General features: G+C 43.1%; 10 protein-coding genes. 1 reads left to right on the forward strand and 9 read right to left on the reverse strand.

What is annotated here, in order from left to right:
* Positions 1-3 precede the first annotated feature (3 nt).
* Positions 4-2,631, reverse strand: a complete 2,628-nt coding sequence (locus ACPYIV_RS11595) for a valine--tRNA ligase (protein WP_293740145.1) — start codon at positions 2,629-2,631, stop codon at positions 4-6.
* A gap of 233 nt (positions 2,632-2,864) precedes the next feature.
* On the opposite strand from ACPYIV_RS11595, the gene ACPYIV_RS11600 reads away from it, so the two are divergent.
* Positions 2,865-3,683, forward strand: coding sequence for a helix-turn-helix transcriptional regulator (locus tag ACPYIV_RS11600; protein ID WP_293740144.1), 819 nt, complete (start codon positions 2,865-2,867; stop codon positions 3,681-3,683).
* A 190-nt stretch (positions 3,684-3,873) separates the two neighbouring features.
* Here the strand turns inward: ACPYIV_RS11600 and ACPYIV_RS11605 are convergent, their stop codons facing one another.
* The 8 genes from ACPYIV_RS11605 to ACPYIV_RS11640 all read right to left on the reverse strand — a co-directional run bounded on the left by ACPYIV_RS11605 (position 3,874) and on the right by ACPYIV_RS11640 (position 20,604).
* A complete protein-coding gene (locus ACPYIV_RS11605; protein ID WP_293740143.1) occupies positions 3,874-4,908 on the reverse strand; it encodes an alpha-L-fucosidase in 1,035 nt (344 codons plus the stop codon).
* A 139-nt stretch (positions 4,909-5,047) separates the two neighbouring features.
* Entirely contained in the window at positions 5,048-6,460 is a 1,413-nt protein-coding gene (locus tag ACPYIV_RS11610; RefSeq protein WP_425883103.1) for a sulfatase family protein, read from the reverse strand.
* Between the two features lie 15 nt (positions 6,461-6,475).
* Positions 6,476-8,011 carry an alpha-L-fucosidase gene (locus ACPYIV_RS11615; protein WP_425883105.1) on the reverse strand — a complete coding sequence of 512 codons (1,536 nt, stop codon included), beginning with the start codon at positions 8,009-8,011 and terminating at the stop codon, positions 6,476-6,478.
* A gap of 319 nt (positions 8,012-8,330) precedes the next feature.
* Positions 8,331-10,559: a glycosyl hydrolase family 95 catalytic domain-containing protein gene (locus ACPYIV_RS11620; RefSeq protein WP_425883107.1), complete on the reverse strand. Its 2,229-nt coding sequence runs from the start codon at positions 10,557-10,559 to the stop codon at positions 8,331-8,333.
* A gap of 68 nt (positions 10,560-10,627) precedes the next feature.
* Positions 10,628-13,285: a sugar-binding domain-containing protein gene (locus ACPYIV_RS11625; protein WP_425883109.1), complete on the reverse strand. Its 2,658-nt coding sequence runs from the start codon at positions 13,283-13,285 to the stop codon at positions 10,628-10,630.
* 84 nt (positions 13,286-13,369) lie between these two features.
* Positions 13,370-15,646: a glycoside hydrolase family 3 N-terminal domain-containing protein gene (locus ACPYIV_RS11630; RefSeq protein WP_425883111.1), complete on the reverse strand. Its 2,277-nt coding sequence runs from the start codon at positions 15,644-15,646 to the stop codon at positions 13,370-13,372.
* Between the two features lie 80 nt (positions 15,647-15,726).
* Positions 15,727-17,337 (reverse strand): RagB/SusD family nutrient uptake outer membrane protein, encoded by a 1,611-nt coding sequence (locus ACPYIV_RS11635; RefSeq protein WP_425883113.1) that lies wholly within the window; start codon positions 17,335-17,337, stop codon positions 15,727-15,729.
* A gap of 12 nt (positions 17,338-17,349) precedes the next feature.
* Positions 17,350-20,604 (reverse strand): SusC/RagA family TonB-linked outer membrane protein, encoded by a 3,255-nt coding sequence (locus tag ACPYIV_RS11640; RefSeq protein ID WP_425883115.1) that lies wholly within the window; start codon positions 20,602-20,604, stop codon positions 17,350-17,352.
* Positions 20,605-20,650 lie beyond the last annotated feature (46 nt).

Consider the following 20,650-nt stretch of genomic DNA (forward strand, 5'->3'; position numbering starts at 1 on the left):
AGCCTACTTCTTCAAAGCAGCGATACTTTCTTCGATAGACTTGATTTTACTTTCTGCATCAGCCTGTTTCTTGCGTTCCATTTCAATGACTTTGGCCGGAGCTTTGCTTACAAAACTTTCGTTACTTAGTTTTTTCATGACAGAAGTCAGGAAGCCTTGCTGGTATTTCAGTTCATCCTGAAGCTTCGCCAACTCTTCTTCCACGTTGATCATGCTACCCAACGGAACGGCATATTCTGTCGTACGCACCAGGAAAGAAGCGGAACCGGCTGCTTTTTCTTCCGTACGGACAATAGACGACAAGCTACACATCTTGGCAATTACGGCATTGAAATGGTCGTTGTGTTCACCCAATACCTGCAATTCCAGTGTTTCTTTGTTCGGTATATTTTTCTGGAGACGTATCGTACGCACTCCACCCACAATTTCTTTTGCAATTTCGAAGTTCTCCAAATATGCGTTATCAACAGGAGCGACCTCCGGTAACAAGGCTACCATCAAGCTCTCGCCTTCCTTACGCGGTTCCAATGCCTGCCACAACTCTTCTGTTATAAAAGGCATAAACGGATGAAGCAGGCGAAGCAGGGCATCGAAGAAGCCAAGTGTTGATAAGTAGGTCGACTTATCAACAGGTTGTTGATAACCCGGTTTAACCATCTCCAGATACCAGGAAGAGAATTCATCCCAGAAGAGTTTGTAAACAGCCATCATCGCTTCGCTGAGGCGGTATTTGCCGAACAGATCGTCCATTTCGGCAATCGTCTTGTCCAGCTGCATCTTAAACCACTTAACAGCTATAGCTGCAGCTTCGGGCTGTTCGATAGTTGAATCGACCGTCCATCCCTTGATCAGGCGGAAGGCGTTCCATATCTTATTGTTGAAGTTACGACCCTGTTCGCACAACGCATCGTCGAAAGGAATATCGTTTCCGGCAGGCGCCGCCATCATCAATCCCATACGCACACCGTCAGCACCGTACTGTTCGATAAGTTGCAACGGATCGGGAGAGTTTCCTAATGATTTGGACATCTTACGGCCCAGTTTGTCGCGCACGATACCGGTGAAATATACATTCTTGAACGGCATCTTTCCGCGATATTCGTATCCGGCCATAATCATACGGGCTACCCAGAAGAAGATAATATCCGGACCGGTCACCAGATCGCTCGTCGGATAGTAATAGTTGATCTCCTCATTATCCGGATCGTTAATACCATTGAACAAAGAGATCGGCCATAACCAAGAAGAGAACCAAGTATCCAGCACATCCTCGTCCTGACGCAGATCGGCCATCGTCAGAGAAGCGTTACCGGTCTTTTCCTTGGCCATTTCCAAAGCTTTCTCTGCCGTTTCGGCTACAACATAACCGCCTTCGGGCAGAAAATAAGCCGGAATACGGTGTCCCCACCACAACTGGCGGCTGATGCACCAGTCCTTGATGTTTTCCATCCAATGGCGATAGGTATTCTTGAACTTCGGAGGATAGAACTTGATGTCGTCCTTCATCACCGGTTCCAAGGCAATCTGTGCGAGGTGTTCCATCTTCAGGAACCATTGCATAGACAACTTCGGTTCGATAGGCACATTGGTGCGTTCGGAGAAACCGACTTTATTTTCATAAGCTTCCACCTTTTCCATCAGGCCGGCAGCTTCCAAGTCTTTTTCGATCTGCTTGCGGACGTCGAAACGGTCCATACCGACATACAAACCGCCGGCTTCGCTGATCGTACCGTTATCATTGAAGATGTCGATAGAAGGCAAGTTATATTTCTCGCCCAACATATAGTCGTTCACATCGTGTGCCGGAGTAACTTTCAGGCAACCGGTACCGAACTCGATATCCACATAATCGTCTTCAATCACGGGAATCACGCGGTTCACCAACGGAACAATCACTTTCTTCCCTTTCAACCAGGTGTTCTTCGGGTCGTTCGGATTGATACACATGGCCGTATCTCCCATGATCGTTTCGGGACGGGTTGTTGCGACAACCGCATAACGGCCTTCCGGATCACCTTCCACCTTATAACGAAGATAATACAGTTTGCTGTGCTCTTCCTTATATATAACTTCTTCGTCGGACAGGGCAGTCAGTGCTTTCGGGTCCCAGTTCACCATACGGACACCGCGATAGATCAGTCCTTTCTCATAGAGATCGACAAAAACCTTGATCACACTTTCGGAACGCAGTTCGTCCATCGTGAAAGCCGTACGGTCCCAGTCACAAGACGCTCCCAACTTACGCAACTGTTTAAGGATGATACCTCCGTGCTCTTCCTTCCATTCCCAAGCATGTTTCAGGAAGTCTTCGCGTGTCAGGTCTGTCTTCTTAATTCCCTGCTGTGCAAGGCGATTCACGACTTTTGCTTCGGTTGCAATAGAAGCATGGTCCGTTCCCGGCACCCAGCAAGCGTTCTTCCCCTGCATACGGGCACGGCGGATCAGAATATCCTGAATGGTATTGTTAAGCATGTGTCCCATATGAAGCACGCCGGTTACGTTTGGGGGCGGAATGACGATCGTATACGGCTCACGGCCGTCGGGTTTCGACTTGAAAAAGCCGTTATCCAACCAATACTGATACCACTTACCCTCAACTTCTGCGGGGTTGTACTTACTTGCAATTTCCATATTGTTTCGTTATAATTATATCTATGTTCGGCACAAACAAACAAAGTCCGCCATTTTTCAGACGCAAAAGTACAAAAATATAATCACAAATAGCAAGTCACCTCCAATTTGTGCCAGATAAACCTTATCAGTTATATGTTTTTACACATAAATACCAAAATACGATCCTTACAAATTTTGATCTTGTATAAAAAAAGCATATCATTGCGCAATCTTATTCTAAATCTAAAAACATGCTCTATCTAAATCAAACATACGAGTTGTTAACCGGCGGATGTTATTCAGGGGATTCATCATGGAACAAAAAACATTCAGACATAGACAACTGCTTCAAATTATATCAACTAACAGAAGGAGATGTTTTTGTCTGTGATAATATACAAACCTTCAAACTACAGAAAAGCCATCTGTATTTTATCAACGGGAATAAACTCAACAGGCAATATTGCACTTTTTCTTTTTCAACGCATTGGCTGCATTTTATTCCTAAAGATTTAATTATTCATCAAGGATTGCTTACCCTACCTACTGTCGTTGAACTTCCAACAGATATAATTAATCTGCCGGATGCAATGCCTCACCTGCGAACCTTACTCAATTCAACAACAACTTCGAGTTGGGAATATGCATTGAATATTCTCAATATACAAACATTATTACAAACAATCATATTAGAATTATTCAGGCAATACCCAACCAACCTGCAATCCATTTCTTTCGAAGTAAATAGGATAGAGCCTGCCATGCGCTATATGAACCAACATTACAAAGATTCGATTAAATTGGAACAATTAGCCGACCAATGCTGTATCTCCCCCAACTACTTTCATAAAATATTCAAAAACGCACTGAATATGACTCCGGCTAATTACTTGACCCTCCTACGTATGAACGCTGCTTTACAATTGCTGACAAACAAAGATCAGACAATAAAAAGCATCGCCTATGAATTAGGATTCTCGGACGATGCCCATTTTTGCAGATCTTTCAAAAAATATTATGGAGTAGCTCCTGGAGAATATCAGAAAAAAAGAGGTGATATCCTTTTATAAAAAGTTACTTCCCTCCATAGACAGAGCAAGAGATCGGAGTTTTTACATTCTGGGACAACTCTATTTTTATAAACTTAGCTTCTTTACCATCCAGCAGAGCCCCTTTTACATAAGATGTAATAGGTATGATGCTTGTTTTTCTCGATAGAGCAACAGAAGTCAGTGTTTCCCATTGCTTTCCGCCTTTCCACTATTTAGTTTTCTGATGCTGTTTCACCAATCTTCCAACCTCTTTCAACGTCTTAACATCAATATCTCTAATCTTTCCCTTATAATCAGGACCGATATTAACTGAAAAAATATTTCCATATTTAACAGCTCCCTTATAATCCTCAAACAATTTATCAGCCGAATGACACAAACCATCATGCTTTGGCAAAGAATAGAACCAGCTTGCTCCCCCTTTATGAGGAGGCAAGATCGGATAGGTAAATTCAGCGACCAAATATCCTTTATAACTACTTTCATGCTCTTTATTATATTGGGTTGCTTCCGAATCTCCCAATCTACCAGATTTTCCCATTTCGCGCAGGCAAAGACGTCCTGACGGCTGACCATGGTTATATCCAACAAAGCAATTTGGCTGGAACTGATGTACCCAACGGGTTGTTTCTTCATGTGACAAACCGCCATCCCCTACCGCATGATCAAACCAAATGAGTTCTATAGGACCATATTGAGTCAACAACTCTTTCAGTTGCGCCTTTTTCACTTCTGGATTGCAACCTCCAGCGTCATGTCCACGACCACCTTTACCACGTGTAGCTCCCGGCCAATTCCAATCTCCTTCCGAGAAATAAATACCCAATTTAATACCATATTTATCACACGATTTACGTAACATTTTCAATACATCTTTTTTTAAAGGAGAGTTCGTTACTTTCAAATCAGTCGTTTTAGTATCCCACAAACAGAAACCATCATGATGTTTCGTCAGGAAATAAATATATTTCATTCCGGCATCTCTGGCAACTTTTGCCCACTGATCCGTATCACATTCTGTTGCCCGAAAAAAATCAACCGGCAGTTCTTCTCCCGTCCATTCTTTACCGGAAAAGGTACTGAACGACCAGCAAATAAACATACCGAATCGCATATCAGCAATTTCTTTCGCCCTGACTTCATCTGGTACTCTTTGAAGATTTATGCCATTTTTTTTCTGAGACACTACAGCCTGAGAGCAGAACAGGCACAAACATAAAAGAATAAAGGTATTAAATTTCATAGATTGCAACTTTTATCATTAACATAACAAAAAACTACTTTTACTAAATGCAAAAGTAGTTTTTATAAATAAGATTACATTGAACAAATAAAATAGGATCTTGTAAAATCTTACTTTTCGTATTCTCCATATTACACTTTTATATCTCATTATTTTCCTTTATCGCTCGGTCAGCCTCTTCTCCCATACGGATCATATCTCTGACCAGATCTGGATATTGAGTTGCTATGTTGTTTGATTCTTTGAGATCCTTTCTCAAGTCATACAACTCGACAGGAAGATGTTTCCCCTGTCGGTCTGTCTTTGAGATAATCAGTTTCCAATGCAGATAACGCACACTTTCAATACCTCCACGAGGGCGGAAACCAAAAACGGCCTTATGAGGCGATTTAGCTTTTTTGTCGCCCTTCATCAATGGTAATATATTCTTTCCATCGATAGGACGGTCAGATGGAATTTCAGCTCCTGCAACGACTGCCATAGTTGTAAACAGATCCATTCCGGTAGTCAATTCCCTACACTCTTGACCAGCAGGTATCACTCCAGGCCAAGTAAAAATACAAGACACACGGATTCCACCATCATACTTTTCCTGGTATTTTCCCCCTCGTAACAAATGTTCACGATTCGGATCGGTTTCACCAAAACGACCGTAACAATTTTCCAATTCTTCGTCTTTATGAATCAACGGACCATTATCAGAGGTGATAATGATCCAAGTATTGTCTTCTATTTTCATGCGTCGTACCATATCCATGATGATCCCCACCGTATTATCCAGATACTCCACTGCATCGCCAAAAGCTCCTGCACGGCTTTTCCCCTCAAATCCACGCGGAATAAAATAAGGGGTATGCGTTTCGATATTGGAATATTGAAGATAAAACGGCTTGTCGGCCTTCACGGAGTTATAGATAAACTTACAGGCTTCGCGCCGGAACAGATTCGGAAGTTCGCCCAAATCGTCATTATCACACTCTTTGACGATCTGTGCCTGACGGATCAGTGGGATCGCAGGATCGCTAATCCCACTGGGACGGACACCGGTCCCGCCCAAACGCTCCGGACCGTGATCGTTCGGATAGGGTATTCCGACAAACTCATCGAAACCATGTACTACGGGAAGATACTGAGGCAAATGCCCCAAATGCCATTTACCAAACAACCCCGTCCTGTATCCCTGCTTCTTCAATAATTCTGTAATACAAACCTCTTCTTCATCTTCCAAACCATTAGAGGTATGGGGAAATAAAACAGAAAGACCGGTTCCATTATTTACACGCGGAGCATACCGTCCAGTGAGAAGCGCAGCGCGAGAGGGTGTACTGGTGCCATGTGGCGCATAAAAATCGGTAAACTTCATTCCCCTCTCTGCCAAAGCATCGATATTCGGTGTCTTGATATCTGGACTCCCGAAACAACTTAAATCATCATAACCGACATCATCCATCAGAATATGGATGATATTCGGACGCTTCACTTCATCTTGAGCCGACACAGTAACGCTGGACAACACAGCTAACCCAAGAATACTTCTACAAATCTGTTTCATGATATTTTCACATTATTATCTTTCCTCTTCCGAAGCTTTGTAAAACCCTATTTCTGCTATTTGAGGCAAATCACGCGATTCAATCACAACAACACGTACTTTCTCCACTTCTACCGGATCAAAACGAAGAATACGTTTATAACCTACGGTTGTTCCCTCTGCCATACATTTCCATCCATTATCAATCCAACCTTCCAATATGAATTTTTCTATCCGCTGCCCTTCTGTTATATTTTCTTGCAATACTAAACGATCAAACAATTTCTTTCCTTCAAAGGAGATTTCAATCATATCGTTTTCTGATTTTCCCTGCCAATATGTTTCCAACAGACCATCAGTAAAAATATCCGTATCAACTGAAGAATTTTTTGCTGACAACAACAAGTTATGGCGGAAAGTATCATCCAATATACGCTTCATCTCTTTTAAGGAATGAATATCGTTCTCATGAATAAGCCCTCGTTTATCCGGAGGCAAGTTTAGCAACAACAATGAGTTTTTACCAATCGAGCTATAATAAATATCTATCAATTTTTGAGGAGACTTTACCTGTGAATCCTCTTTTTCATGATAATACCATCCCGGACGAATAGAAACATCCACTTCCGACGGATACCACATCACCCCTTTTGCATCAGCCAACAAGGCACGACTACCCAAATCATCGTTCACCATATCACCAGAAGGTAGAAACGTTCCGCTTCCCGCTTCCTGCTGAGAAGATTCTGCAATGTCCGACAAATTGGTTGCCGAAGCAGGCAAAACACTCCATTCCGTATCACGCCCGTAACCGCTTTCCGTACCAACCCATCTCACATCCGGTCCCATAACGGCTATAACCGCCTCTGGTTGTAAACGACGAATCACCTCATAATAACGTTTGAAATCGTATTCCTGCTTCTTCCCATTGGGTCCCTCTCCACAAGCACCATCAAACCAAACTTCATCTACACGACCATATTGCGTCAACAACTCCGTCAATTGATTGACAAAATAATCATTATACCGCTCTGTTCCATAATCTGGATGATTCATATCCCAAGGAGACAAATAGACAGCAAATTTCAAACCATACTCTTTACAAGCATCTGCCACCTCACGGACCAAATCACCCTTTCCTTCTTTCCAAGGGGTTGATTTTACCGAAAATTCGGTATAACGGGAAGGCCACAGACAGAAGCCGTCATGATGTTTACAAGTCAGTAATATCATTTTCATACCTGCATCTTTAGCAGTTTTCGCCCATTGCTTGGCATCCAAATTTGTGGGATTGAAAAGAGACGGATCTTCACCGCCGGTCCCCCATTCCTTGTCTGTAAACGTATTTATCCCATAACAGATAAAACTTGTAAATTCCATCTTTTGCCACTCCAACTGCCTTTCGGAAGGTACGACATGAGCGGCCTTTTTTACTTTTTCCACAACAGTCAACCCTTCCGGGAATGAATAAGAGCCAACATATTTTTCCTTCGGATTATCACTGCATGACAGAAACGCGCAAAAGACAATCCCTAACAATAAATAATTGATAAAAAAAACTTTCATATTCATATCTAAAACCTACATTATCATCCATTGACGAAAAGGCTCATTACAAGACAGTAAATCAACAAGTTACTGCCTTGCAACAAACCTAATCAACACCTTATCACTAAACCTACCTTCATTTGCTCAATAACCGAACCATCATATTCTTAATATGACAAATAAGTAACAAGCCTCTTTTTTTGTGGGCTCTGTTACACCTGTTGAACCATTACAAGTACAAAAATACTCTTTATGCTTGTCTGGAGATTGAATGAATCACATATATTCTTGTAAAATCTTATCCTTTTTTAAGGACACAAAATTTTCACCAGACAGAAACACATTATCTTACACCATAATGATTATACTTTCCACCCGGCACGATCACAGGCGCAATCCTCTTGCTGTTCCTGTCACCGACATAAAGCAATGCAGTCTCTCCTTTCTTCAGATAAAGCCGGACGTGCTTGTCATCTATTTTTTTATATTTAACGCCCTCCACAATGAACTTATCCTTGAAGTTATGTTCCACCACACAAGGCTCGCCGGCCAAACTATGTATATTGATCCAATCTGTCGCACCATCTTTTCGTCCGGCAGAAACCATAAAGCCACCTTCTGCCCTCAATTGGTGGAATACTGCCTCTTTCCATTGCCGGCTGACACCGGGGAAAATCCGGATTTTATCTCCCCAACTCTGAATCAACATATCTTGAAGCATACGGCTCAAACCTCCGTATGTCTCCGAGCAAGGATTCTTATTTTCCGTATGCGATATATTGGCAGACAAATTACGAGTTTTCAACGTCAGTTCCATATGTTTCAACGCCTCTTCTCCATTTTGCAGATAAGAGTACATAGAACTGATCACAGCCTGCGTCCAAGTATTAGGAATAGAAGGAGTTCCCCAATGTTTCAACGAACGATTCATGAGTGCATGGTTTTCCGGTTGATCATAATTCACCAAGGCATACGGGTACATTTGAAAAAGATGACACCAATGGCGATGTCCCAAAGGAGCTTTCTCATGAGCAGACGCCATATATCCGTTCTCATCAGTCGGATAGGGAGTCAATTTCTTCAAAACACGTTTCCATTCCGAACGTTGTTTATCGCCAATATGCAATCGGCCATCAATGGACAGCAATGTCTGGCATGCCCAACGCAAGGAGGAGAGGTCATAATTAGTATCCGTATCAAAAATCGCTTCCGGTGAATGGCTTTCAGGGATATGAATCACTCCGTTTTCATCTGTTGTCACCACATTTAATACAAAATTGGCAGCACGCTTCAAAAGTGGGAAAAACTGTTCTTCCAGATATTGATCATCCATTGAAACACGATAGTGCTCCCACATGTAGTACATCAGATAAATCAAATTAGAACGCTCCGGATACTCCGCATTCGGCCATTCAAATACCGGATCAATCTGATCCTTTCCGGTACAACGCACCAGACCGGCTGCATTATGACGCCACTGTTCCGGCACACTGTTTATCAAATTCTTCTCATTGGCATAAATGAAATCATTTAACGTAGAGACTAACTCCATCTGATTGGAGATATGCAAGGAACTAAACAACATTTGAGTATTCAAGTTGAACCATATTCCGGGCCATGCCGTCCATTTATACCACGGTCCCATCAGATCGCACAAAGGAGCTCCTTTACGCATCATAGATGCCAGGCGATATTGCAACCCCCAATACAATGACTCCATCTGCGGATGCGGAATAGAGACAAAACTGGCTGTGTAATAATTGTTCCACCATGCTATATGTTTTTTCACTTCCTCATCTATAACACGCTCTGGAAGAGAAGAGTTGATCAGACGAACCGCCTTAGTTGTCGCTGACTCATCCGGGTAACTATCCTGAATGGTTATCAACAGCCGCTTTCTTCCGTCAGACAGTTTCATTTCCTTCCAAGCTGTCACGTAACATCCACCCGCATCACGTTTTTGGATAGCCACATTGACTCCCTCTACCGCCTTCATTTCTGCAATCGGATTCAAATGATTGCTTCCTTTCAATGGTGGACGAGGCACGATTGAGGCTGCCGGCCGAAAAATCCAATGTCCATCAACATCCGAAGGAAGACTATATTCAAGAACGATCAGATCCTTTCCACGTAATGTTTTTAAATTAAGATCTAAAATCTGCTTCCTTTGTGTCTGCAAATGAAATTGCACTTGGGCATTGTAAAGATCCAAACGCCCTGTCGCTTTATTCACTTCATAAGTTGAAGCAAACTCGAAATATCCCACCGGCAGACGACCGTTATCTACGATACTGCGAGCTTCAGAATTCCGTCGTTCCACCACTTCCGTACTTCCCACATCCAAACGTAGAAGTTCACCTTCCGGTTGGTACAGCATAGCTCCCAACAAGCCGTTGCCCACAAAAGGAGAGTCAAAGAAACTTCGCGGAGTCTTTTCCCATATCAAATCATGGCGAGACAAAAAGCCTTTCCAGTCTACTAAATCATCCACACGGCACGACTCGGGCACATTATCCCCTTTGCACACAGCAGACAAACAACATAAAAACAACAATAACAAACTATTTTTCATTTAATCACTTTTTAAAATAGATAAAAACAAATTCCAACACTATACAACTGTGAGTGTACAAAAATCCATCAATCATTGATACCAACCCCGAACTGTGTCTGTTGTCTTTCCACTTCTTTCACTTTCAGTTGGTTCAACTCTTTACGCAAACGCTCGTTTTCTCTCTCCAATTCGCTCTTATTCACAACGCGCTCCGTAGCAGACTGCACCTTACCGGCATGCTGCAACTCCTTCTGTGAAAAGACTTCTTTCTGGTCACCAGCTACCGTCTCAAATTCCAAGACACCTTCCAAAGGACGGGACTGTCCCGGATTTTGCATGGATACGACCACCTTCACCTTACCCGGTTTTGTTGTCGATTGTATCAAGGCAGGAGCCGATCCCCAAAGCACCGGAGCCGGATTCACACCCACAGTGGCATCTCCCAACAGCCGCCCTTCTCCCTGTACTTCAAAATGGAGATAGGAATTGTTTAACCGCTTCACCGTTCCACGCTTGTCCACCACTTCGGCAATGACAGCCACCACATCGGATCCATCCGCTTTCAAAGAGACTTTCTCATCATCTACGCGGACAATCAGATGATCGGCTTGTCCCGAAGGATACCGCTTATGGCTGACCACCACTTTTCCGCCTATCAAACCTTCTGCCAACAGATAGGCTTCATCCTGCTTTCTTCCACGTGCCATCGCTTTCCACTCCATAAAATGGAAAACATCTTTGAAGGTGATGATCGGTGAAGGCATTCCTTTATGGTTCGGATCTTTCTTATAGACATATTCTTTTCCCCCTTTGAAGACGGTCAGACGAACCTCTTCGCAATTTGAATAGACCGTCACGTCCTTCGGCGAGAAAGGAGTAAGTTCATGAGCGATATGAATCATCGGCCCGTTGTCGGCAATCAGATCGCTCTTTTCCGGAGAACGTTGCGCCATGAACATATAATAAGAACTTTTCGGCTGGCGGAAGGCATCCATCATCCCTCCATAAAAAGGATCTGCATGATACCCGCGCTGATGGTCGAAAGAGTGCCAGAAACAAGCACCGACAATTTGCTTCGGCTTGTTGCATATCGTCTCATAACATAGAATCGGGTGTTCCTTTATATAGGACGGATTCGCATAATGCTCCGCCTGGATCAACATCGGCACTTCTCCCCAACCACGTGCCACACGGCTGTCGGAATTCTGCGCATTCCAATCATCGACGTTATCTCCCCATTCACGAATGAAATAGGTTTTATCCGGTTGCAATTTTGATTCGATCGGTCGCAACAGCAAAGAATAATACTGATCGCCGGAAGCCCCATGGTCGCAAGCCGCAATGCTGTAAGGATAAGGATATTCCTCTTCACAGATTTCCAACGCATTCTTGGCAAAATCATCCGGATAATGCGTTTCGTTCAAGATCGGCTCCCAGAAAAACAACGAAGCATGGTTACGATGAATACGGATCATATTGCGGATATCCGAATAAACACGTTCGCCAAAGATCGGCTCTTTGTTCCAAAACTGCCAACCGGGCACCTCTACCAATGCAAACAACCCCAATTCGTCACAAGCATCCATAAAGGCCGGATCGATCACATAATGCGTGCGGATCACCTTCATGCCTGCATCGCGCAGCTTTTTGGCATCTCTCCACTGCATGGAGTTCGGCAAAGCATTTCCCAACACGGCGAAATCCTGATGCCGATTCGTCCCCATCAGTTTCCCTTCGTAGGGTTTACCGTTTATCCACAGTCCTTCCGTCTGCTTAAACTCGATGCTGCGGATACCAACCCTCTGGCGATAGCCATCGACCACCGTTCCGGCGTCAGTCGTCACCATCACATCCAAGTTGTATAAATAAGGAGTTTCCGGACTCCATAAAGAAGGCGAATCGACCCCGATGGAAGCAACGGCATATCCGGCCTTTCCCTTTCTGACCGACACTTTCTTAGAAACCTGCTTAACGACTTCACCCGACTTCTTTTTCAAGTTAAAAGTGACTGTCACCCGTTCGTTCTTCTCCGAAAGATTGCGGACATGCGCTTTTAAATTCACAATCGCGCTTTTTTCCGAAACATCAGCAAATGAGACAAACAGTCCTCCTCCGGCAACCTCATTTTCATAATTTGCGTTTGTGATAAACACCTTGTTATGCGCCACCAACCAACAATCCCGGTAGATACCTCCAAAATAGGTAAAGTCCAACAGGTTTTGCGGTTTTCCGACAGGATAAGAGGGATCGTCGCTATTATCAGCCTTTACCGCAATCACATTCTCCCCATCCCAGTCCAGTTCATTCGTCACATCCAGGATGACGGGCAAATATCCCCCATACTGTTTTTTCAGCAACTTGCCGTTTACATACACCTCGCTTTTTCCCATGATGGCTTCAAAATGGATAAACAACTGCTTCCCTTTCAGCCGGGGATCCGGTGTAAAACGCTTTCTATACCAGGCAACACCCTGATAGTTCGCACAGCCACTTGCCTCTACCGGCAAATATTCCAGACCATGCGGTATGGCTACCACCTCCCATCCGGAATCGTCAAAATCCACGGCATACGGTGTTCCTTCCACATCCCCTTTTATGAATCTCCAAGCCAAATTCATAGAATAGGCTTCACGCCCCGTATTCGGCAACTCATAAAATCCGGCTGTAGAAAACTTGGGTTGTTCAATCGCAAAAAGACAATCTACCCACATCAACAATACAATATAAATCAAAAAATGCTTCATATTTTTATTAAATATTTTCCTGATTAAAATGTTATCCGCTTATGAATAATAATTATTTCTTTCCACAAATACATATAGAATCTTTTATTTGACAATAAATTTTTCAACAGTTCCATCCATGCTGTTTTTACCAACAAAAACTTCGAACTCTCCGTCTCCGATCTCTTCCTCAAATCTTTCGTTCAAAAACGACATATTCTTGCCCGTCAACGTAAAAGTCACCCTCCGAGTTTCACCTACAGGAATGAACACCCGTTGAAAACCTTGCAATTTCTTTTGTGGCTGAGAGATCCGACAATATAAATCTGTTAAATACAATTGAACTATTTCATCACCTTCCATATACCCTTCATTCGTAATATCAACACTGACAACAATTTCATCTCCTTTTTGAATCTCCTTTTTTGACAATTTCAAACCGGAATATCTAAAAGATGTGTAAGACAATCCATAACCAAACGGATAAAGGGGATAATAGCGATTGTGCTTAGCAATGACCGGATCGGAACGTTTAATAGACGGAAACTCAGCAAAACTGCTTTCGCGACCGTGTGGACGGCTTAATAACGGCATCGGCAATTGTCCCGTATAGCGCGGAATCGTAACAGTCAACTTTCCAGACGGATTTACCTTTCCGGACAACACTTCCCCCAAAGCATTACCACCTTCCTCACCCGCATAGAACATCATCACAACCCCATCTACTTCGTCAATCCAGTCCATCATCGTTACTGGACGACCATCCACCAACACAACAACGACCGGTTTCCCCAAAGCAGACACACGCTTTATCAATTCTTCCTGTACCCCCATTAGATCCAGGTCAATCCGGTCTTGGGTTTCCCCACCGGTAACACCATTACGTCCCCCCATGACTAAAACTGTAACATCTGCTTGTCCGGCAATAGAAAGAGCTTCATCAAAACCAGAGCAATCGTTCTGCGTCAATCCGCACCCTTTGGCATAAAGAATTTCCGATGCGCCTTCAAAAGCCGCCCTGATTCCTTGCAAAGGTGTATTACCTTTAACTCCTACAGCAGAATAACCACCAAGTTGCAACACATCTGCATTCGGTCCGACAACTGCAATCTTCTTATAATTCAACGGTAGTACTTGATTTTCATTCTTTAACAAAACAATACTTTGCCGTGCAGCCTTTCGTGCCAAACGACGTAACTCAGGAGCATCCTGCAATCTGACAGCATCCTTCTCCTCCACATACGGATTCTCAAAAAGTCCTAATTCAAATTTCACACGCAAGATACGCCTTACATTTACATCAATATCACTTTCCTTGATCTTTCCCGATTTTATCGCTTCAGTCAATTGTTTATATGACCGAATACGTGGTAAGTCCACATCCAACCCTGCTTTAGAACAAAGCACAGCCGACTCTTCCCACGAAGATGCGATCCGATGATATCCATGTGTATGATTCACCCCACTCCAATCAGAAACAGTAAATCCAGTAAACCCCCAATCATCCCGAAGTACATCTGTCAATAACCATCGATTAGCATGACAAGGTACACCATCTATTGCATTATAAGCAGCCATTAAAGACTTCACTCCGGCTTGTTTAACAGCCGCCTCATACGGAACCAAATGAATTTCCCTTAACTCTCTTTCACTCAAAGCAATATTTCCAGCTTCACGTCCACCGGGAGCTACAAAATTGGCTATAAAATGCTTCGGAGAGCAAACAACTCCTTGCCCCTGTACACCTTTGATAAATTCTACTCCAAAAAGAGCCACCAACCCTGGATCTTCCCCATACGTTTCTTCCATTCTACCATGGCGCGGATCGCGTGCCAAATCTAATGTCGGTGACAAGACTTGTGTAATTCCACGGCTATGAGCTTCTCTACCTATGGCATCAGCCACCTCCCTCATTAAAGGGAGATTCCACGTTGAAGATAAAGCAATAGATTGTGGATAACTCGTCGCACCTCTCCCTTTTATACCATGTAAAGCTTCGTCATTCACCAACACAGGAATCCCCAAACGAGTTTCCTCAACTGCTACACGCTGAATTTCATTGATGATCTTAGCTGAATGCTCAGCAACACGATCTGTAGTAGGACAACTCACATTACCTATTCCGTGTTCTCCAAACTCTTTCCTAATAAGATCAATCGTATATTCCCCACTTGTTCTAAAGATTTCATCTCCTTCCCCCAAACGAAGCGCGCACATCTGATAGACCTTTTCTTCTACAGTCATCCGTTTCAACAAATCGTCCACCCGTTGTTCGATTGAAAATTTGGGGTTTTTATAAGGATATATTTCTCTAACACTCTTTTTTGCATTCGTCAGACCAACAGACAGCAACAAAGTTGATAATAGATAAATCAATTTCATATTTAGTACATTAATATAAAGAAGGTGTTACAATAAGTTACTTTGCAACACCTTCTTGCCTTTAACACAACATTATATTTTTACCACCCTTCATTTTGTGGTAACAAGTTTGGATTATTATCTACAGCTTCCTGTGGAACCGGGAACAAATACATCTTTTCTTCCCAGAAACGTTCCTCCACATATTTATGGTCCATGTTTTCACTAATCGCTTTCAGGCGTGCACCATACACTTTTCCTTTTTTCACCTGATCACCGATCTTCCAACGGATAATGTCAAAATAGCGCAAACCTTCAAAGGCTGTTTCAATTCTTCTTTCATGACGAAGTTTTTCACGCAAGACAGTCTGTGAAGCGACTTCAATAGCCGGCATATTGACACGCGCACGGATCTGGTTAATCAGCGCAACAGCCTCCGGCAGATTCTGGTTCAACTCGATCAATGCCTCAGCACGCATCAGGAGCACATCACCATAACGCAAAATCGTCATATCCTTATCTGCACGGGTACGATCGGCATTTTCACCTCGCATATCAATCCATTTTTGGCAAATATACCCGGTCGCGTGCGTTTCCTTCTGCGCGTAATCTCCTGTGTTTGGATCATCCACACCATAATAACAACGCACAACTCCATCCACAATCCATTCCTTAAACGGCCAAACAATTGTTGCGTCCAAGCGAGGATCACGGAAATCAAATTCTCCACGATGTTTATCAGTCTCAGCATCAATACGTTTTTGATGATACTCACACTTCAATGCCTCACAATCAGCAACAGAGTGGCCATTCAAACATTCATATTCTTCCACCAATTCATTCAATGCCAACACGTGCGACCAACCTTTATAAACACCAGAAGAATACGAAAGATTACGGTTCAATTCATGCATAACCAAAGGAGCTTTATACTGACGTTCAAAGATAACCTCCTTATTCGCACCATCAGACTGCGGACGGAACAACTCGTCATAATCTGTATGCAATTCGTAATTACCCGATTTGATTACCTTGTCTGTATATTCCAATACCTTTTCATAATTCTTCTCAAACAGATAGATACGTGAAAGGAATGCATTCGCCACCTGTTCATTCACACGTCCGCTCTCTTTGACTTCAATGGCATTAATATTCGGAAGAACATAGTTTTCCAATTCATCCAAAACAAAGGCCAACACTTCTGCACGGGGCTGGCGGGAGGTTTCACGAGATTCAGATACTGTCAATGTTTTCTTGATCAACGGGATATCGCCAAAAAAGAATACCATGTTATAATAAGTGAATGCACGAATGAAACGAACTTCCGATGTATAACGCAAATACTCTGCTTCAGTAAGATTCCCCTTTGCCTTTTCCAGACCTTCCAAAACATAATTGAGTTTAGCTATCTCATCATACTTCCACTGATCTTTTATGAGCCCACTCTGAGTTGTATGTGTCCCATTACCCACTTGCTTGTATTTTCCTTCCCGATGAATTGCATTGTCACTGATACAATCCCACAAGGCAACCTCACCCGGACCGGAAATATAATCATACGTTCCTCTCACCATCATTTCTGCTTGGCTCTTGTCATTCCACCACAGTTCTTCTGAAATCTGATCCAACGGTGGAGTCGTCAAGAAACTGTCACATGAAGCCAAACCTAAAGAACAAGCAATCACACATATATATTTCTTTACTGTTTTCATCTTTCTTTACTTTTAAAATTGAACATTCAAACCAAATGAATAAGTACGGGCAAACGGATAAGCCCATGCACTGGATGCTTCCGGATCCATACCCGGTACGAAATCAGAAATGGTAAATAGGTTGTTTGTCGTAAAATAAACACGTACACGGTTGAAACCGGTTGAAGACAACACCTTGCTCGGGATCGTATAGCCCAGCGTCAAGTTCTTCATACGCAAATAGCCGGCATTGATCATCCAATAATCAGATTGCTCATAATTATGGCTACCGTCACCTTTATTCAAGATACGCGGGTATTTGGCATCCGTATTCTGTGGTGTCCAATAATCCAACTGATGTTCAAAAATCGTTGCATCATACAACGGACGGACAAAATTATCTTTCACAATCCGGTCTTGCTGCCCGATACCCTGGAAAAACATTCCCAAGTCAAAGTTCTTATAATCAAATGAAAGATTCAAACCATAAAGGAAATGCGGATTCGGGTCTCCTAAAACGACACGGTCGTTTGCGTCAATTTTGTTATCACCGTTCTGATTTTTGTAGCGAATATCACCTGCTCCTGTTTTTGAATTTTGGAACGGGGCTTCTGCCACTTCTTCATCCGATTGGAACAAGCCCATCGATTCATATCCATAGATTGAATTGAACGGCAAACCTACTTCAGTATATGTCGTAGAGTTTTTCCAAGGTCCGGTATCACCTAAATCAACCACTTCATTCCGGTTATCGGACAAGTTGGCAGAGATGCTATACCCGAAGTCATTCACTCGATCACTCCAACCTAAAGACAATTCCCAACCTTTATTCCGTACCTGTCCGATATTCATATTCGGCTTACCAAAACCATATTCCAACGGAACGGGAACAGCCAACAAGATGTCTTTCGTATTCTTGACATAATATTCACCTGTGAAGTTCAACCGGCTGTTCAACAACTTGGCATCCAAACCGATGTTAAACATTTCCGAACGTTCCCAACTCAAATCATGGTTGCCGATCGATTTCAATTGAGCAATCTGTTGATATGAATTGTTCAAGATCAAACCACCGGTAGAGACCAATGTATAGCTCGGATACAAGCCCAAGCCATTTGCATTACCGGTCTGCCCCCAAGAGGCACGAATTTTCAAATCGTCCAAATAATCCTTTGTCCCTTCCATAAAGGACTCCTGAGACATTCTCCATGCTACAGCAACAGACGGGAACGAAGACCAACGACTGCCTTTGGCAAAACGGGAAGAGGCATCCGAACGCATACTCAACGACAAGATATATTTGTTGTCATAGTCATAGTTGATACGTCCGATGAAAGAGGCCAATGCCCAATGTTCTCCATTACCATCATTACTCCAATTGTCTTTCGGTCCCGGGTTCAGTTCCCAAATCAGATCCGTCGGATAACCGGAACGGGCTCCTTTCAGCCAATCACTGTCCTCACATTCCTGCTGATAACCAGCTAAGATATCCAAGTTATGAACTCCGAAACTTTTCTTATAATTCAACAAAGCCTGCAAGTTGTAATAGTTATTCTGATCCCGACGATCTGAGAATGAGTTTTCGCCTTTTTCAAAAACGTCCTGTGTAAAGAAGCTCTTATAAAACAACTTATGCTCCCTCGACTCTTCCCCTTTAAACGTATATTTCACGTTAGCAATCCCAGTAAAAGTCAAACCTTCAATGATTTCATAATTCAACTTAAACAAACCAGACGCTTCATGGCGGTTCGTGAACTTCTGCCCACCTTCATACAATGCAACCAATGGGTTGGTAAAGAAACCGGCATTGTAACCATACGTTCCATCTGTATAATAAGCAACCATCGTTGGATCAGCCCCGATAATCTGCTTATAAATATCTTTCTGATCATTCAATCCTTCCATATCCCGCAATTGGTAACGGATATCAAAAGATACATCAAACTTCTTGCTGATCTGAATATCCGTACTTGAACGGACATTAAACACATTCTGTTGCGTCATTGGGAAAATACCGGTCTGGTGGTCCACTCCGGCACTCACCAAGTACTTCACCTTTTCAGTTCCGCCGGAAGCCTCAATGCCATGACGAGTCGTCACACTGTTCTGGATAGCCAAATCCAGCCAGTCTGTGTTCGGATAGCGGTTTGGATCCTCTCCTTTTTCATAATTGGCAATCTGTTCATCCGTATAAACCGGAGCTTGATTCATATTACCCACAGCCTCATTCATAATCCGTGTATATTGTGCCGAACTGATCGTTTCCGGCATGTGCATCGGAGTATTCACACCGACAGAACCATTGTATCGGAAGGTCGGTTTCCCCTCTTTTCCGCGTTTGGTGGTGATCAACAAAACACCATTGGCAGCCCGAGAACCGTAAATAGCAGATGAAGCGGCATCTTTCAAGACATTGATACTTTCAATATCTTCCGGATTCAAGAAGTTGAAGTCAGCTGGAACACCATCCACCAAAATCAGCGGAGCCGTTGAATTATCAGCTTTCAAAACCGAAGAGCCACGCAATTGAAGCGAAGGCGACTCGCCCGGAGCACCCTTTCCTGTTACTCGCAAACCCGGAACCTGTCCCTGCAAGGCTTCGCCCACCGTCTGAACAGGACGGTTCTGCAATGTTTCGGCCTTGACTGTCGTTACGGCCGTTGCAATATTTCCTTTACGCTGCGTACCATATCCGACAACCACCACTTCGTCCAAGCTTTGAGAGTCTTCCTTCAACACAATCGCCCAGTTTTTTTGTTTTTTCACCGGAATCTGTTGCTCCATATAACCAATATAGGAAACAACCAAAATAGCGTCGTCAGAAGGAACTTCTATCGAGAACTTGCCATCGACATCTGTTACCGTACCGATAGTCGTACCTTTCACGACCACATTCGCACCGATTACCGACAAACCGGTTTCGTCCGTAATGACTCCATTGATGATTTTTCCGGATTGCTGGGCAACGGGATTCTCCTTTGCTTGCGCACGTTTTGTCAAGACAATGTAGTCGTCTTCAAAAACATAGGTAACACCTGAGTCTTCAAATATCTGACTCAGACAATTTACTACCGTATTTCTCCCTTTCGGCAAAAAGACCGTTTTATTTGCATCGATCTCTCCTTTATTATAAACAAACATATAACCCGTTTCCTTTTCAACTTTCTTAATGAAAGTCCCGATAGTCATACGATCGTTCGTAATATTCACTTTTGCTGTCTGGGAACTTGCATTCGAGGCATAAGATGCAAAAATGCAGACAAACAACAACAATGTAGATATTCTCATAACATTAAAAAACTTGTTAAAGCGTTTTCTTTGACATAATAAGACT

Source organism: Parabacteroides vesiculifaciens (assembly GCF_049860805.1).
Lineage (GTDB): Bacteria > Bacteroidota > Bacteroidia > Bacteroidales > Tannerellaceae > Parabacteroides.